Below are 16,263 nucleotides of genomic sequence, written 5' to 3'. Positions count from 1 at the left end.
GTTCGTCACGCTTCGCGGCAGACCAGACGCTAGGCGAGCCCGAGGGCGAGCTCGCCGATCGCCGCCGCGGAGCCGGCGTGCCCGGGGTCCTCGTCGATCTCGAACCAGGTCGACGAGAGCGCGCACCAGGCGACGAGCCAGCGGCCGAAGCGGCGCGGTTCGAGGCCCGACTCTTCGACGACCACGCGGAACCGCCGCTCCAGCCGGCCAGGCTCGAGGGCGCGCTCGTGCGACGGGTTGCAGAGCAGATTGCAGTAGTCGAACGCGGCCTCCCCGAACAGGCCCTTCGGGTCGATCGCGAGCCAGCCGCGTTCGCCGAAATCGAGCACATTGCCGTGGTGCAGGTCTCCGTGCAGCACGACCTCGTCGCGCGGATCGTCGAGCAGCGCCGCCGCGAACTCGGCGCCGCGACGATGGAGCGGTCCGAGATCGTCGGCGAGGGCGAACAGGTGCTGGAACCAGGTTCGCAGTTCGACGAGCGGCAGCGGGTCGTCGCCGCCGAGGACGCGGTCGGATGCCGCGTGGATGGTCGATGCCGCAGCGCAGATGATGCGCGTGGCCTCGTCGTCCAGTCCCGCGCCGACCATGCGCACGAGATCACGGGAGCCGGTGGCGCGTTCCAGGAGGAGCGCGGAGCCGCTGCGGCGCAGCACGCGTGCGACGCCCCTCCCGTCGAATCGGGCGAGCAGTTCGGCCGCGCGCTGCTCCTCGTCGGCGTGCGCGATCTTCAACATCGCCGGTTCCAGCGCTTGCGTGAGTACCGGCATGAGGGTGCTCGACGCCGTCGTGCGTGGGTCGCCGTCGAGGCGCAGCCGCCAGCGCCGCAACCACGCCGCGTCGGCCGCGTGGCCGGGGTCGACGGGTCCGAGGTCGCTCACGACTGCGGCCGGTCGCCGCGGTCGCCGCCTCCGCCGCCTCGGTACTCGGTCCACGGGTCGTAATCGACGATGAGCTCCTCTTGCGCGGGGCGCTGCGCCTCGGGCACATGCTGCAGGTTCACGCGGATGCGGTACCAGAGCGAGCTCCGGCCGCGCATGCCGTCGACGAGCACGTCGGCGGGCTCCAGCATGGTCACGACCGCCGCGTGCTTCGCCTTCCACTGCTCGAGCGCCTCGAGTGCCTCGGGTTTCGTCTTCGCGCGCGCGATCTCGATGAGCGGCATGGTGGAGGCGCGACGTCCTGTGCCGTCCGACGTCTTCGGCGGCTTCTCGGCGGGGCCGAGCTCTTCGGCGAGCCGAAGCAGCGCGTCGAGCGAGCCTGCGGCGTCGTCGATGCCGGATGCCGCGTCGCCGCGCTCGGCGAACCGCCGCAGCACGGTCGGCACCGTGAAGCGCTCGGGGTGGCTGCCGCGCACCTCGTCCCAGTCGAGCGGGGTCGACACGCGCGCGTCGGGAAGGGGACGCACCGAGTACGCCGACGCGACCGTGCGGTCCTTCGCGTTCTGGTTGAAGTCGACGAAGACGCTCTCGCCCCGCTCCTCCTTCCACCACCGCGCCGTGGCGAGCCCGGGCGCGCGGTTCTCCACCTCGCGGGCGAGGGTCTCGGCGGCCAGGCGCACCTCGCGGTAGTCCCAGCGCGGCTCGATGCGCACGGAGACGTGCATGCCGCGCGACCCCGAGGTCTTCGGCCAGCCGACGAGTCCGTGGTCGGTGAGCACGTCTCGCGCGACCAGGGCGACGTCGACGATCTGCCCCCATCCCACTCCCGGCATCGGGTCGAGGTCGACGCGCAGCTCGTCTGGGTGGTCGAGGTCCTCGGCTCGCACCGGGTGCGGGTTGAGGTCGATGCACCCGAGGTTCACGACCCACGCGAGCGCCGCGGCATCCCGAACGACGACCTCCTCGGCCGAGTTGCCCGAGGCGTAGTGCAGGGTCGCCGTGTCGATCCACTCGGGCCGCTTCTCGGGCGCCCGCTTCTGGAAGAACGCCTCGGCGTCGATGCCCTTCACGAACCGCTTCAGCACCATCGGGCGCCCGGCGGCGCCGCGCAGCGCCCCGTCGGCGACGGCGAGGTAGTAGTTCACCAGGTCGAGCTTCGTGAGGCCGGGCTCGGGGAACACGACCTTGTCGGGGTTGCTGACCCGCACCTCGCGGCCGTCGATCTCCAGCATCGTGGCCTTGCTCGTTGGGCTCACGCTCTCCACCCTATGGCGGCGCACCGACAAGCTGGGGAGGGCGTGCGGATGCCGCGCCGACGCGCCGTGTGACCGGATGCCGCCCGCCGCTAGTCTCGACGCATGGCCGATGACGTGGTGAAGCAAGCACAGGAGGCGGCCGCCGCTGCGGCCGAGGCGGCAGAGGCGTTGCAGGCGCAGGCGCAGGAGGCGATCCGCAAGGCCGAGGAGGCCGCGGAGCTCGCCCAGGCCGCGCTCGAGGCGCAGCAGAATGCAGCGGATGCTGCAGCCTCCGCGCAGCGCCACGACCTCTTGCGGGGTGACGACCCTGCACACGCGTCGTCGAGCGGGCAAAAGGTCGTGGCGCGTTCTGGTGGTGGGCCGGAGGGCACCGGCCCCGCGGCATCCGGCCCGCTCGACGCCGACGAGATCGCGGCGATCAGGGCCGGCTACGCGTTCGAGGGCGCCGCGCTCGAGATGGGCGCCCTCGTGAACGGCGACGCGATGCCGGATGTCCCGGTGCGGATCCCGCTCGCGATGACGAACCGGCACGGACTGGTCGCCGGCGCGACCGGCACGGGCAAGACCCGCACCCTTCAGGTGCTCGCCGAGCAGCTCGCCGCGAGTGGCGTCGCGGTGTTCGCCGCCGACATCAAGGGCGACCTCTCGGGACTGGCGACCCCGGGCGAGGGTAGCGAGAAGCTGTTGAAGCGCACCGAGGGCATCGGGCAGGCGTGGCGGGCGGCATCCTTCCCCGTCGAGTTCTTCTCGCTCGGCGGCATCGGCACCGGCGTGCCGATCCGGGCCACGGTCGCGGGCTTCGGGCCGCTGCTGCTCAGCAAGGTGCTCGGCCTCAACGACACGCAGGAGTCGAGCCTCGGGCTCGTGTTCCACTACGCCGAGAACGCCGGGCTCGCGCTGCTCGACCTCGACGACCTCCGCGCCGTGCTGCAGTACCTCGTGAGCGACGAGGGCAAGGCAGAGCTCGAGGGCCTCGGCGGTCTGAGCAGGGCCACCGTCGGCGTGATCCTGCGCGAGCTCGTCGCGTTCGCCGAGGCCGGCGCCGACGTGTTCTTCGGCGAACCCGAGATCGACACCGCGGAGTTCCTGCGTGCGACATCCGATGGCCGTGGCATCGTGAGCCTGCTCGAGGTGCCGGGCGTCGCCGACCGGCCGGCCCTCTACTCGACGTTCCTCATGTGGCTGCTCGCCGACCTCTTCAACGACCTGCCCGAGGTCGGCGACCTCGACAAGCCCAAGCTCGTGTTCTTCTTCGACGAGGCGCACTTGCTCTTCACGGACGCGTCGAAGGACTTCCTCGCGCAGGTCGTGCAGACCGTGCGGCTCATCCGGTCGAAGGGTGTCGGCGTCTTCTTCGTGACCCAGACCCCGAAGGACGTGCCCGGCGACGTGCTCGCCCAGCTCGGCTCGCGCGTGCAGCACCAGTTGCGGGCGTTCACCCCCGACGACGCGAAGGCCCTTCGTGCGACCGTGTCGACCTATCCGAAGTCGGGCTACGACCTCGAGGAGGTGCTCACGACGCTCGGCACCGGTGAGGCGATCGTCACCGTGATGAACGAGAAGGGCGCACCGAGCCCGGTCGCCTGGACCCGGTTGCGTGCGCCGCAGGCGTCGATGTCGCCGAGCCCGGATGCCGCGATCGACGCCGCCGTGGCGGCCTCGCCGCTGCAGGCGAAGTACGGCACGGCGATCGATCGCGAATCGGCGCACGAACTGCTCACCGACAGGATGAATGCCGCCGCGGCCGCCGAGAAGGCCGCCGAGGATGCCGAGGCCAAGGCCGAGGCCGACGCCGAGTTCGCGAAGCAGCAGGCGGCCATCGAGAAGCAGCGCGCGAAGGAGCAGAAGGCCGCGCAGGCCGAGTACGACCGGCTCATGAAGCGCACGTCGGGCTCGAGCCGCAGCTCGGGCTCGAGCCGCAGCTCGGGATCGAGCCGCAGCCAGAAGTCGCCGCTCGAGGAGATCCTCGGCTCGCGCACGACGCAGAAGGTGCTGACGGGGGTGCTCGAGGGGATCTTCGGCACGCGTCGGCGCAGGTGAAGCACGGCGCCGTCGCCCGTGGGTGCGACGCGCTCACGGTGTCACCGGTATCGCCGTGAGCTCATCACCCGGCCGCACCTCGTCCCAGTCGGCCGGCACGACCGCGAAGCCGTCCGCGGCGGCGAGTCCGCCGACCAGGTGCGAACCCGAGCCCCCGCTCGTCGCCGGACGCACGGTCGGCGCACCGCCGGGCGCGGTCGGGGCGCCGAAGGTGACGGGCATGAACTGCGTCCGCTCGGGCGGGGTGCGCCACCCCGCCGCCGCGATGACCCGCAGTGCCGGCCGATGCACCCGGCTCCGCCCCTGCATCCGCAGCAATGCCGGCCGCACGAGGACCTCGAACGACACGGCGACGCTCACGGGGTTGCCCGGCAGGCCGAACACGGGTGTGCCGCCCGGCAGCCGACCGAACGCCTGCGGCTTCCCGGGCTGCATCGCCACCTTCACGAACTCGACCGTGCCGAAGGTCGAGAGCACTGACTTGACGACGTCGTACACGCCCACGCTCACGCCGCCGGTGAGCACGACGAGGTCGGCGCCCGCCGCCTCGACCGACTCGAGCGTCGCGCGCAGCGCGTCCTCGTCGTCGGCGACCGTCGAGCGGTGCACCATCACGCCGCCCGCCTCGGCGACGAGCCCGGCGAGCAGCAGCGAGTTCGACTCGGGGATCTGACCGCGTTCGAGGCGGGCGCCCAAGGGCCGCAGCTCGCTGCCCGTCGAGATCACGGCGACGCGCGGCGCGGGCCGTACGTCGACCTCGGCCGCCCCGGCTCCCGCGGCCGCGGCGACGTGCCGGGCGGTGAGCAGCACCCCGATGTCGAGCACGATCTCGCCGGCCCGCACGTCCTCGCCTGCGCGACGGATGTACGCGCCGCGCTCCGGGGCGGTCGTGACGGTGATCGTCGGATGCGGGGGAGCGTCGGTCGCGGCATCCGACACCGGATGCCACCCGCCGGATGCCGCGTGCGTGACGAACTCGGCGGTGTGCTCGACGGGCACGACGGCGTCGGCGGCGCTCGGCACGGGGGCGCCGGTCATCACGCGTGCGGCGGTGCCGGCCGGGAGTGGCGGATCGAGGGGACTGCCCGCCGCCACGTCGGCGACGACCTCGAGCACGATCGGTGATCCGGCGCTCGCGGCGGCGACATCCGATCGGTGCACGGCGTAGCCGTCCATGCTCGAGTTGTCGAAGGGCGGCAGCGGATGGGCGGCGACGACGGGCGCCGCGAGCGTGCGACCGAGCGCGTCGGCGAGCGGCACGGTCACCGGAGCCAGCGGACGCACCGCGCCGAGCACCGCAGCCTGCTGCGCCTCGACGGACCGGAGGGGAGGGGGCGGCATGCCTCAACGCTAGGCCACGCCGGTCCCGTCGGCGCCGACGCGAGGTTCGCCTCAGCGGGCGAGTGAACGCCGCTCGAACCAGTAGAGGAGCTTCGGGTCGCTCCTCCGCAGCTCCGCGAGCGTGACCGGCTCGGCGTGCACCGTCTCCTCGGCTCCGAGGATCGGTGCGACGCGGTCCATCGTGGAGGTGTCCCAGAACGTGCCGCGCATTCGGAAGACGCCACGACCCGAGCGGCTGACGACGAAGAGCTCCTGCGAGACGTCGAGGCTGTTGCCGCGGTAGATCTGCACGCGAAGCACCCCGGCGATGTCGCGAGCGGCGACCGTGCTGGTGCCGCCGAAGAACCCGCGTTCGACGATGCCGTACATGCTGATCGATGCGTGCGTGCGCTGGTACGCGACCCACGCCACGACGAGGAGCACTGCGGCGAGCGCAACCGTCACCGCGACGAGCGGCCACGCGCCACGTGGGCCGAAGAGCCACAGTTCCGCAGCGAGCACTGGCAGCACGAGCGCCGCGAACGTCAGCCCGGTGCTCGACCCGAGCGTGCGACGCGGCCTCAGGGTGTACACCCTGAGGCCATCGCCCCCCTCTGCCGTCGGCCCGACGGAGGAGCCCCCTGCGTCCCCACTCCTCGTATCCATCGGTGCCGGCGACATCCCTCCCATCTTGCGCAGCAGGACTCGCGGCGCGCCATTCGGCATTAATGAGGACACGAGCGGATGCCGCGCGCCTCAGGTCGATGCCGGATGCGAGTGGCTCGGCGGTGATTCGGCGCGAGAATTCGGCGGGGCAGCGGCGGCGGGCGTGATGTGGGCGAACATGCTGCGGCCGTTCCAGGTCGGGAAGTCCCTGACGAGCCAGGATGGACCGTGGAGCTGGATCCGGGAGTCGCCGGTGGCCTCTGCCCAGGAGAGCCGCCCGGCGTGCCACTTGACGAACGCCTCGGCGTCGGCCGTGATGAAGAGGTCTTCGTCCAAGCCGGTGTACGTCTTGCAGATCTCGGCCTGACGATGTTCGAGCAGCAGCCAGTACCGCTCGTAGGGCCGGAAGCCGACGAAGTCCAGCCGAACGACAACGCGCCGGGCGGGGAGGCGGTCCGGTCGGAGCGCGTTGCACATCGACCACAGCGCCACGAACGGATCGAGGTTCTCGGGGGCGATCTCGAGCCAACGAGCTCCCCACTCGCCGAGGCTCTCGCAGACCTTGAACAGCTCATCGCCCGACATCGTGAGCAGGTAACGGTGACCGCGCCCCTGCGCCTTGGGTGTCACCTCGACGATGCCGAGGCGTTCGAGCTGGTGGAGCCGCTCCGCGAGCAGGGTGTGGGAGAGTCCGGGCGCGCCCTCGAGGATCTCACCGAAGGTCTCGCAGCCCAGATGCAGGTTGCGGATGATCAACGGCGTCCAACGCTCGCGAAGATCTCGGCGCCTCGGGCGATCGGACAGTACTGGCCGTACGTCCTCATGAGCGAAGTCTTCCACGCCCTCCGACCGGCGTGAAGTCCAGATTCCTTACCTCGAAGTCCAGATTGCTGACTTCTCCCCGGTGCGCCCCGATGTTGTGATGAGTCCATCAACCGAGGAGGAATGATGACAGCGCCGACCGCCATTCGGATCCCGGGGTTCCGAGGCAATCTCATCACGCCCGACCACCGTTGCTACGACGATGCTCGGGCCGTCTGGAACGGCGCGGTCGACCGGCGACCACGACTGATCGCCCGCTGCAGCGGCGCCGCCGACGCGGCCGCAGCGGTGCGACTCGCCCGCGACCGCGGCCTCGAGATCGCCGTACGAGGCGGGGGCCACAACGTGGCCGGCACCGCGGTGTGGGACGACGGCATCGTGATCGACCTCTCGGCGATGCGCTCGGTCTCGGTTGATCCCGTCAAGCGCACGGCTCTCGTCCAGGGCGGTGCCCTGTGGGCAGATGTCGACCACGAGACACAGGCACACGGTCTGGCCACCACTGGCGGCATCGTCAGCCACACCGGAGTCGGCGGCCTCAGCCTCGGCGGCGGCATCGGCTGGCTGATGCGCAAGCACGGGCTCACCGTCGACAACCTCGTGGAGGCCGAGGTGGTCACGGCGGAGGGCGAGATCGTCCACGCGTCGACCGATGACCACCCCGACCTGTTCTGGGCGCTGCGCGGCGGAGGCGGGAACTTCGGTGTCGTCAGCTCGTTCCGGTTCGCGTTGCATCCGGTGGGCCCCACCGTCATGGCCGGACCGGTCTTCTGGGCGGCCGCGAACACGACCGACGTCCTGCGCTTCTACCGGGACTTCATCGCCGACGCGCCCGACGAGCTCGGGACCATCGTTCGGCTCGGCACGATCCCACCGCTGCCGCTGGTCGACAGGGACCTGCGCTTCCGACCGGCCATCGCCGTGGTCAGCTGCTACGCCGGCCCCGTGGAGGCGGGTGAGCGTGCCCTCCGAGCGATCCGGCAGTTCGGAACTCCGCTCGTGGATCTGGTCGGACCGACGTCGTACGTCGACCACCAGAGTGGCATCGACGACACCGTTCCCCACGGCTGGCACTACTACTGGAAGGCCACGAACCTCGCCGGCCTGTCCGACGAGGTCATCGACATCCTCGCCGGGCACGCCTCCCGCGCCACCTCCCCGAGGTCGTACGCGGCGGTGTTCCACATGGGCGGCGCCGTTGCTCGAGCGGCTCGGGGGTCGACGGCCTACCCGGACCGCGACGTCGGTCACGACATGAGCATCGACGCGGTGTGGCTTCCGGATCAGGACGACACCGTCGCCTCGGTTGAGACCGCGTGGGCACGAGAGTTCTTCGACGCCCTCGAACCCCACCGTGCCGGCGTCTACGTGAACTTCCTCGACGCCGACGACGGCGAGGATCGCGTCCGCGAGGCCTACGGAGATGACACGTTCCGGCGGCTCGCCGACGTGAAAGCCAGGTACGACCCCGAGAACGTGTTCCACCACAACAAGAACATCCAGCCGCCGCGCATATTCGCTGACCGTTGAGGATTGTCTACTGTGACAACAACAGGCCCGGCCGTCGCCACCCGGGCGAGCCAGACCTGTTGCAGGTGGAGAATCGCCTCCCGTTACGCTGTTGCGCTTGGTGCGAACAGACCGAAGGTCGCGCCGTCCGGATCGCGCAGCACCGCCACTCGTCCGGTTCCCGGCACGTCTATCGGGCCGACGAGCACGACGCCGCCGAGGGCCTCGGTGCGTGCGGCGCCGCCGTCCACGTCATTCGAGGCGAAGTAGGCGACCCAGTGTCCGTCGGGTCCGCCCGATGGCCACCGATCGCTGTCGGGGCGCGGACCCGTCATCCCGCCGATCGGTCGACCATCGACGATGAGCAGGCGGTAGCCGCCCGCCTCAGGCCCGAGCGTCTGAACCGACAACCCCGCGACCTCCTGATAGAAGCGCTGCGATGTATCCGGATCGCGCGACATGAGTTCGTGCCAGATGAATGCACCGTTGTTCGGCCCAATCATGATGTTGTCCTTCCCGTTTGCCGATGCGGTACGGTGAGTTATACCGCGTTCAATTTAGTATTGTACGCTGTTCAATATAAGATGTCGAGGGGGCAGCAGATGAATACCGACCGGTCGACGGGTGTTCCTCGGCGGGGCCAAGGGGAACGGGCAGGGCTCAGCGCCGAACAGGTACTCGCGGCGGCGCGCCGCCTGGTGAAAGAGGAAGGGCTTGAGGCGCTGACGATGCGGCGTCTGGCGGGTCGCCTGGGCGTCGCACCGAACACGCTGTACAGCCACTACACCGACAAGGCAGCCCTGCTCGACGCGTTCCTCGACTCGCTGCTCGGCGAGATCGACGTGCCGGACCTGAACCAGCTCGACTGGCGCGAAGGACTGATTCAACTGATGAGGGCCTCCCGCGACATGCTCCTTTCACACGCCGATCTGCTGCCACACCTCTTTGCGCGCCCTCTCCGCGGGCAGAACGTGACTCGGCTCGGCGAAGCGTCGCTCGTCCTTCTGGCACGGGGCGGGCTCGATGGGCAGCCAGCGATCGATGCCCTACGGGCGATGCTGATGCTGACCTTCGGATCGGTCATCATCGAGGCGCCACGACGGCGCGAGCCCGATCCGGAAGCCCGACGTCGACAAGTTCACGCCGCCATCGTCGCCACCGGCGGCCACCCTCGAATGACGCGGCTCGCCGAGTCCGTGGCACAGCCGCCGGACGAAAGCACATTCGAGTCCGGCCTGCGCTGGCTCCTCGATGGCATTGCGCACAGCTGACCGAGAACACCGCCTGGTAAGGGCCCGAACGTCACAGCGTCGGGAACCCCCGCACGCCGGCGCGCAGGAGACGGAACGGCCCCTCACCGAACTCGTGGAGATCGATGAGGGGCCGAATTGCAATCGGCGGAGGATGGGGGATTCGAACCCCCGAGGGCTTTCACCCAACACGCTTTCCAAGCGTGCGCCATAGGCCACTAGGCGAATCCTCCACGGTGCGTGCGCTCGAGAGCGCGCGACCTCATGAAATCGTACCCGACTTCCACGAGCCGCAGGTTCGCGTCGGCGGATGAGACACGCGGACGCGGCATCCGTCGTCCCCTCGATGCGGCAGAGCACCCCCTCGATGCGGGTAAGATGGATGACGGCTCCCCGCGTGGCGCCATCCAGGCCAACTCCCCCAGGGCGGAAACGCAGCAAGGGTAACCGGGCTCTGGCGGGTGCGCGGGGGGTCTTCTTCATCTCCGGGCTGCAGGGGCGCCCCCGTTAGGCTGAATCCGTGGCGCACCGCATCTACATCTGCTCCGCTGAGGGCAACACCGGCAAGTCCACCGTCGCGCTCGGCGCGCTCGACACCCTCACCAGGCGCGCGACCCGCGTCGGCGTGTTCCGCCCGATCTCCCGCTCCACCGACGAGCGCGACTACGTGCTCGAGCTCCTGCTCGCCCACGAGGGCGTCGTCGCGATCGACTACGACGACGCGATCGGCGTGAGCTACGACGACGTGCACGCCGACCCCGACGCCGCCCTCGCGACGATCGTGCGCCGCTTCAAGGCCGTCGAAGACCGGTGCGACGCCGTCGTGATCATCGGTTCCGATTTCACGGATGTCGGAAGCCCGACCGAACTCGCCTACAACGCGCGCATCGCCGCGAACCTCGGTGCACCCGTTCTGCTGGTGCTCGGCGGCCGCGTCGGCCAGGGCCGCGGAGCGGAACGGCTCGGCCACGCCGACGCCCGCTCGGCCGGCGAGCTCGCCCAGCTCGCCGAGCTCGCCATCGAGGAGCTCGCGCGCGAGCACGCCACGCTCCTCGGCATCGTCGTGAACCGTGCCGACGCCGACCGGCTCGACGAGATCATCGGGCAGGTCGGCGCAACGGCGAGGTGGGAGGCCGGCGAGATCGGCGGGCCCGAGACGCTCGACGCGGCATCCCTTCGACCGGCTCAGGACAGCGCCGTCGCCGTGTGGGCGATCCCAGAGGATCCGTACCTCGTCGCACCGTCGATGCGCACGATCATGCAGGCGGTCGGCGGCGAGCTCTACGCCGGCGACCCCCAGTTGCTGAACCGCGAGGCGCTCGGCGTCGTCATCGCGGCGATGTCGATGGAGAACGTGCTCAGCCGGCTCATCGAGGGCTCGGTCGTCATCGTGCCCGGCGACCGCAGCGAGGTGCTGCTCGGCGTGCTCACCGCCCACTCGGCCGCCACCTTCCCGTCGATCTCGGGCATCGTGCTGAACGGCGGGTTCCCGGTCTCCGAGACCGTCGACCGGCTCATCGAGGGCCTCGAGGCCGGCCTGCCGATCATCCGCACCCGGCTCGGCAGCTACGACACGGCCCTCGCGATCACGCAGAGCCGCGGCCGCCTCGCCGCCGAATCGCAACGCAAGCGCGACACGGCCCTCTCGCTCTTCGAGAAGCACGTCGACGGGCAGGCCCTCCTCGACCTGCTCGACGTCGCCCGGCCCGAGGTCGTGACGCCGCTCATGTTCGAGCACGGCCTCCTCGAACGCGCCCGGCGCGAACGCAAGCACATCGTGCTCCCGGAGGGCTACGACGACCGCATCCTGCGCGCTGCCGCCACGCTGCTCGCGCGTGACGTCGCCGACCTCACGATCCTCGGCGAGGAGATCGAGATCCGATCGCGCGCCATCGGGCTCGGTCTCGACATCTCGCGCGCGACCGTGCTCTCGAACCACGACCACGTGCTCGTCTACCGCTTCGCCGACGAGTATCGGCGCCGCCGCGCGCACAAGGGCGTCACCCTCGAGGTGGCGCGCGAGACCGTGCAGGACGTTTCATACTTCGGCACGATGATGGTCGCGCTCGGCCTCGCCGACGGCATGGTGTCGGGGGCGATGCACACGACTGCCCACACGATCCGCCCGGCCTTCGAGATCATCAAGACGAAGCCCGGTGTCGACGTGGTCTCGAGCGTCTTCCTGATGGCACTCGCCGACCGCGTGCTCGTCTACGGCGATTGCGCGATCGTGCCGGTGCCGACGTCCGAGCAGCTCGCCGACATCGCGATCTCGTCGGCGGCGACGGCCGCGCAGTTCGGCATCGAGCCGCGCGTCGCGATGCTCTCCTACTCCACGGGGGAGTCGGGTTCGGGCGCCGACGTCGACAAGGTGCGACGCGCCACGCGGCTCGTGCGCGAACGGGCACCCGAGCTCGCGGTCGAGGGCCCGATCCAGTACGACGCGGCCGCCGACGCTGCCGTCGCCCGCGCGAAGCTGCCCGAGTCGGCCGTTGCGGGCCGCGCGACGGTCTTCATCTTCCCCGACCTGAACACGGGCAACAACACCTACAAGGCGGTGCAGCGCTCGTCGGGCGCCGTGGCCATCGGGCCCGTGCTGCAGGGGCTCGACAAGCCGATCAACGACCTCTCGCGCGGCGCGCTCGTACAGGACATCGTGAACACCGTCGCCATCACGGCGATCCAGGCGGCGGATGCCTCGTGAGCGTGATCCTCGTCATCAACTCGGGCTCCTCCTCGCTCAAGTACCAGTTGATCGACATGGACGCCGAGCGCACGCTCGCGACCGGGCTCATCGAGCGCATCGGACGCGGTGAGAGCGCCGCGACGCACACGGTGCGGCATCCGTCATCGAGGTCGGATGCCGCAGCCGAGACGTTCCGGGTCGACGCCGACGTGCCCGACCACGACGTGGCGTTCGCGCGCATGCTCGACGCGTTCGCCGAGCACGGCCCGTCGCTCGACGCGAATCCGCCGATCGCCGTCGGCCACCGGGTCGTGCAGGGCGGGGCCCGCTTCTTCGAGCCCACCATCGTGACCGACCGCGTGAAGCGCGACATCGAGGAGCTCGAGGAGCTCGCCCCACTGCACAACCCGGCGAACCTCGCCGGGATCACCGCGGCCGAGCGCGCGTTCCCCGGCGTGCCGCACGTCGCGATCTTCGACACGGCGTTCCACCAGACGCTGCCGCCGGCCGCGTACACGTACGCGATCGACGCGGATGTCGCCGAGAAGTACCGGGTGCGCCGCTACGGGTTCCACGGAACCTCGCACAAGTACGTGTCGGAGCAGGCGGCGCTCATCGTCGGGCGACCGCTTGCCGAGCTTCGCCAGCTCGTGCTGCACCTGGGCAACGGCGCGTCGATCACCGCGGTCGACGGCGGGCGGTCGGTCGAGACGTCGATGGGACTCACCCCGCTCGAGGGGCTCGTCATGGGCACCCGCTCGGGCGACATCGACCCCGCGGTGCTCTTCCACCTGCATCGGCGCGCCGGTCTCGACGTCGACGAGCTCGACTCGCTGCTCAACAAGCGGAGCGGGCTGCTCGGCCTGGCGGGCACGAACGACGTGCGCGACGTGCTCGAGCGCCGCGCGGCGGGCGATGCCGCGGCGACCCTCGCGTTCGATGTCTACGTGCACCGGATCAAGGGCTACGTGGGCGCCTACTTCGCCCAACTCGGCGGGGTCGACGTGATCTCGTTCACGGCGGGCGTGGGCGAGAACGCCGCGCCCGTGCGCGCGGAGTCGCTCTCCGGGCTCGAACGGCTGGGCATCCTGATCGACGCCGAGCGCAACGAGTCGGCCTCTCGCGAGGCCCGCGTCATCTCGACGGATGACTCGGAGGTCACCGTGCTCGTCATCCCCACGAACGAGGAGCTCGAGATCGCGCGCCAGACGCTCGCGATCGTCGAGGGCTGAGTTCGGTTCGGGTCGCTGCCCGATACCGAGGTTCACTCCGCGTCGCGCGCGGACCTGCGCACTGTCCTCACGCGTCGCGCACCCACCTGCGCACTGCCCTCGCGCGTCGCGCACCCACCTGCGACGTGCGTTCGCAGGACCACAGTCGTCACACGGCTCGTGGAGGGGGTGAGCCGGCTCTGATCCTGCGAACGTCGAACGTCGAACGTCGAACCGTCGCTCGGGCCGCGGATGCGCGGCATCCGTCTGGCCGAGTCCCTGCCCGACCAGCGCATCCACCCTCAACGATCGCTCGAGTGCGCATCGTGGGCTCGAGTTGAGCGCGAAGCCGCACTCAAGCGCGCGCCGCTCACTCGAGCCGAGACGCTCAGCGCGCGAGCCGCGCGCAGTCGATGCAGAGCGTGGCGGTGGGGCGTGCGTCGAGTCGCGCGACCGCGATGCGCTTGCCGCACCGGGCGCAGATGCCGTAGCTTCCGTCGGCGATGCGGGCGAGCGCGTGCTCGATCTCGGTGAGCTCGGAGCGCACATCGGCCAGCACCGCGGTGCGCTGCGACCACTCCTGGGTCATCGTCGGACCTTCGGGGTCGTGCTCGTCGTCGGCCGTGGCATCCGATCTCGCGACCCGCACCTCGGCCATCGCATCGTCGAACTCGGCCAGCCGCTCCTCCGCGTCGCCTCGCTCGCGCTGCAGCCGGGCTTCGAACCTCTCGAGCTGTGCCGGAGTCATCGTCGTCGCCGTCATCTTGCCCCCTTCCGGTCCCAGAATGCTAGCCCAGCGGCATCCGGACCCGGTGTCGGACGCGGCAACTACGATGGATCCGTGGTCACCGCACTGTATCGCCGCTACCGGCCAGAGACGTTCGCCGAGATGATCGGCCAGTCACAGGTGACCGAGCCGCTCATGACCGCGCTCCGCACCGATCGGGTGAATCACGCCTACCTCTTCAGCGGGCCGCGCGGGTGCGGCAAGACCACCTCGGCCCGCATCCTCGCGCGGTGTCTCAACTGCGTCGAGGGCCCGACGGATGTCCCGTGCGGAATGTGCCCGAGCTGTGTCGAGCTCTCCCGGGGCGGCGGCGGTTCGCTCGACGTCGTCGAGATCGACGCGGCCTCGCACAACGGCGTCGACGACGCTCGCGACCTGCGCGAGCGTGCGGTGTTCGCGCCGGCGCGCGACCGCTACAAGATCTTCATCCTCGACGAGGCGCACATGGTGACGCCGCAGGGCTTCAACGCGCTGCTCAAGCTGGTTGAAGAGCCGCCCGAGCACGTGAAGTTCATCTTCGCCACCACCGAGCCAGAGAAGGTGCTCGGCACGATCCGCTCGCGCACGCACCACTACCCGTTCCGGCTCGTGCCGCCCGGCCCGATGCTCGAGTACGTGCAGCAGCTCTGCTCCGACGAGGGGGTGGATGTCGCGCCGGGTGTGCTGCCCCTGGTCGTGCGCGCCGGCGGCGGCTCGCCCCGTGACACGCTCTCGCTCCTCGACCAGCTCATCGCCGGCTCAGAGGGCTCGACGATCGACTACGAGCGCGCGGTGGCGCTGCTCGGCTACACCCACGGCGCGCTCCTCGACGAGGTCGTCGACGCGATCGGTGCGAACGACGCGGCGGGGGCGTTCGCGGCATCCGATCGCGTCGTGCAGACCGGGCAGGATCCGCGTCGCTTCGTCGAGGACCTGCTCGAGCGCCTGCGCGACCTCATCGTCGTCGCGGCCTCGTCGCCCGAGGCCGCGGCCGCGGTGCTCCGCGGGGTGCCCGCCGACGAGCTCGCGCGCATGGCCGCCCAGGCGGCCGCCTTCGGGCCGGCCGAGCTCTCGCGCGTCGCCGACCTCGTCAATCAGACCCTCACCGAGATGACCGGCGCCACGTCGCCGCGTCTGCACCTCGAACTGATGCTCGCGCGGGTGCTCGTGCCGTCGAGCGACGACACCGAGCGGGGCGCGCTCGTTCGCGTCGAACGTCTCGAGCGCCGCATCGGCGTCACGGATGCCGCCACGGATGCGCCGGGCGATGATCCCCGGTCGTCGAGTGGCGGCGCGCCAAGCGAGACGCGTATCGAGACGTCCGACCGCGGGTCGTCGAGGAGCGCCGCGCGCAGTGCGACGCGTATCGAGCCGCCCGAGCCCCAGCAGCCCGCGCCGCCCCAGCCACAGCGGGCCGCACCGCCCCAGGGCCGGCACCCCGAGCCCCAGCCCGCGCCGCCCCAGCAGGTCGCGCCGGTCGGTCCCGTCACGCTCCAGCAGCTGCGCGATGCATGGCCCGAGGTGCTCGCCTCGCTCCAGCGCTCCAAGCGCAGCGCGTGGATCGTGGCCGTCACGGCACAGGTCCGCGAGTTCCGCGACGGAGAGGTGCTCGTGCTCACGTTCCCGAGCGAGCAGGATGTCGCAGGGTTCCGCGGCGGCGCACCGGGCCAGAGCGTCAGCGAGCTGTTGCGCAGCGCCATCGCCGAGGTGTTGGGCGTCACGGTCAAGTTCATCGCCAAGGTCGAGGGTGGCGGCGCGCGGCCCGGCGCCAGCGCCGGCGCCGGCGCCGGCGCTGGCGCGGGCACGGGTGCGCCGTCACGGCCGAGTGCACCGACCGCCGGTTCCGCGGTGCCCGGAGC

Annotated in this window: 13 protein-coding genes, 1 tRNA gene and 1 other RNA gene; 7 read left to right on the top strand and 8 right to left on the bottom strand. The window is 70.7% G+C overall.

Annotated elements, in window-relative coordinates:
* Positions 1 to 29 precede the first annotated feature (29 nt).
* Entirely contained in the window at positions 30 to 878 is an 849-nt protein-coding gene (locus ACFWN7_RS15920; RefSeq protein WP_376939827.1) for an aminoglycoside phosphotransferase family protein, read from the bottom strand.
* Positions 875 to 2,110 carry a non-homologous end-joining DNA ligase gene (ligD, locus tag ACFWN7_RS15915; protein WP_376939871.1) on the bottom strand — a complete coding sequence of 412 codons (1,236 nt, stop codon included), beginning with the start codon at positions 2,108 to 2,110 and terminating at the stop codon, positions 875 to 877. Before ligD ends, ACFWN7_RS15920 begins: the two co-directional genes overlap by 4 nt.
* A 126-nt stretch (positions 2,111 to 2,236) precedes the next feature.
* Here ligD and ACFWN7_RS15910 point away from each other — a divergent pair, with 126 nt between their 5' ends.
* The gene (locus ACFWN7_RS15910) at positions 2,237 to 4,174 is read left to right on the top strand and encodes a helicase HerA-like domain-containing protein (protein WP_376939826.1); all 1,938 of its coding nucleotides are present in this window, start codon (positions 2,237 to 2,239) and stop codon (positions 4,172 to 4,174) included.
* A 33-nt stretch (positions 4,175 to 4,207) separates the two neighbouring features.
* On the opposite strand, the gene glp is transcribed toward ACFWN7_RS15910, so the two are convergent.
* The 3 genes from glp to ACFWN7_RS15895 all read right to left on the bottom strand — a co-directional run bounded on the left by glp (position 4,208) and on the right by ACFWN7_RS15895 (position 7,000).
* Complete coding sequence (gene glp / locus ACFWN7_RS15905) at positions 4,208 to 5,515, bottom strand: gephyrin-like molybdotransferase Glp (protein WP_376939825.1); 1,308 nt, start codon at positions 5,513 to 5,515, stop codon at positions 4,208 to 4,210.
* Between the two features lie 51 nt (positions 5,516 to 5,566).
* On the bottom strand, positions 5,567 to 6,088 hold the full coding sequence (locus tag ACFWN7_RS15900) for a hypothetical protein (protein WP_376939824.1): 522 nt from the start codon (positions 6,086 to 6,088) through the stop codon (positions 5,567 to 5,569).
* A gap of 162 nt (positions 6,089 to 6,250) precedes the next feature.
* Complete coding sequence (locus ACFWN7_RS15895) at positions 6,251 to 7,000, bottom strand: winged helix-turn-helix transcriptional regulator (protein WP_376939823.1); 750 nt, start codon at positions 6,998 to 7,000, stop codon at positions 6,251 to 6,253.
* Between the two features lie 108 nt (positions 7,001 to 7,108).
* On the opposite strand from ACFWN7_RS15895, the gene ACFWN7_RS15890 reads away from it, so the two are divergent.
* The gene (locus ACFWN7_RS15890) at positions 7,109 to 8,512 is read left to right on the top strand and encodes an FAD-binding oxidoreductase (RefSeq protein ID WP_376939822.1); all 1,404 of its coding nucleotides are present in this window, start codon (positions 7,109 to 7,111) and stop codon (positions 8,510 to 8,512) included.
* 83 nt (positions 8,513 to 8,595) lie between these two features.
* Here ACFWN7_RS15890 and ACFWN7_RS15885 read toward each other — a convergent pair whose 3' ends face one another.
* Positions 8,596 to 8,994 carry a VOC family protein gene (locus ACFWN7_RS15885; RefSeq protein ID WP_376939821.1) on the bottom strand — a complete coding sequence of 133 codons (399 nt, stop codon included), beginning with the start codon at positions 8,992 to 8,994 and terminating at the stop codon, positions 8,596 to 8,598.
* Positions 8,995 to 9,093: 99 nt separating this feature from the next.
* On the opposite strand from ACFWN7_RS15885, the gene ACFWN7_RS15880 reads away from it, so the two are divergent.
* The gene (locus ACFWN7_RS15880) at positions 9,094 to 9,762 is read left to right on the top strand and encodes a TetR/AcrR family transcriptional regulator (RefSeq protein ID WP_376939820.1); all 669 of its coding nucleotides are present in this window, start codon (positions 9,094 to 9,096) and stop codon (positions 9,760 to 9,762) included.
* 127 nt (positions 9,763 to 9,889) lie between these two features.
* Here the strand turns inward: ACFWN7_RS15880 and ACFWN7_RS15875 are convergent.
* Positions 9,890 to 9,974: transfer RNA gene (locus ACFWN7_RS15875), tRNA-Ser, on the bottom strand.
* A gap of 151 nt (positions 9,975 to 10,125) precedes the next feature.
* On the opposite strand from ACFWN7_RS15875, the gene ffs reads away from it, so the two are divergent.
* The 3 genes from ffs (at position 10,126) to ACFWN7_RS15860 (ending at position 13,659) form a co-directional block, all read left to right on the top strand.
* An RNA gene (gene ffs / locus ACFWN7_RS15870) (signal recognition particle sRNA small type) lies at positions 10,126 to 10,222 on the top strand.
* A gap of 39 nt (positions 10,223 to 10,261) precedes the next feature.
* Positions 10,262 to 12,445: a phosphate acetyltransferase gene (pta, locus tag ACFWN7_RS15865; protein ID WP_376939819.1), complete on the top strand. Its 2,184-nt coding sequence runs from the start codon at positions 10,262 to 10,264 to the stop codon at positions 12,443 to 12,445.
* Positions 12,442 to 13,659, top strand: coding sequence for an acetate kinase (locus ACFWN7_RS15860; RefSeq protein ID WP_376939818.1), 1,218 nt, complete (start codon positions 12,442 to 12,444; stop codon positions 13,657 to 13,659). Before pta ends, ACFWN7_RS15860 begins: the two co-directional genes overlap by 4 nt.
* Before the next feature lie 367 nt (positions 13,660 to 14,026).
* Here the strand turns inward: ACFWN7_RS15860 and ACFWN7_RS15855 are convergent, their stop codons facing one another.
* Positions 14,027 to 14,401, bottom strand: coding sequence for a TraR/DksA family transcriptional regulator (locus ACFWN7_RS15855; protein WP_376939817.1), 375 nt, complete (start codon positions 14,399 to 14,401; stop codon positions 14,027 to 14,029).
* Positions 14,402 to 14,479: 78 nt separating this feature from the next.
* Here ACFWN7_RS15855 and ACFWN7_RS15850 point away from each other — a divergent pair.
* On the top strand, positions 14,480 to 16,263 hold a 1,784-nt coding region (locus ACFWN7_RS15850), incomplete at its 3' end, for a DNA polymerase III subunit gamma and tau (protein WP_376939816.1).

This window comes from Agromyces sp. NPDC058484 (assembly GCF_042720415.1).
In the GTDB taxonomy this organism is placed as follows: Bacteria; Actinomycetota; Actinomycetes; order Actinomycetales; family Microbacteriaceae; genus Agromyces.
The sequence above is the reverse complement of the archived record's forward strand: the minus strand, read 5'-3'. Positions and strand labels throughout refer to the sequence as shown.

Coding starts and splice junctions, on each gene's coding strand:
- ACFWN7_RS15855 (WP_376939817.1), bottom strand. CDS start 14,401: ATGACGGCGACGACGATGACTCCGGCACAGCTCGAGAGGTTCGAAGCC.
- ACFWN7_RS15890 (WP_376939822.1), top strand. CDS start 7,109: ATGACAGCGCCGACCGCCATTCGGATCCCGGGGTTCCGAGGCAATCTC.
- ACFWN7_RS15885 (WP_376939821.1), bottom strand. CDS start 8,994: ATGATTGGGCCGAACAACGGTGCATTCATCTGGCACGAACTCATGTCG.
- ligD (WP_376939871.1), bottom strand. CDS start 2,110: ATGCTGGAGATCGACGGCCGCGAGGTGCGGGTCAGCAACCCCGACAAG.
- ACFWN7_RS15880 (WP_376939820.1), top strand. CDS start 9,094: ATGAATACCGACCGGTCGACGGGTGTTCCTCGGCGGGGCCAAGGGGAA.
- ACFWN7_RS15910 (WP_376939826.1), top strand. CDS start 2,237: ATGGCCGATGACGTGGTGAAGCAAGCACAGGAGGCGGCCGCCGCTGCG.
- glp (WP_376939825.1), bottom strand. CDS start 5,515: ATGCCGCCCCCTCCCCTCCGGTCCGTCGAGGCGCAGCAGGCTGCGGTG.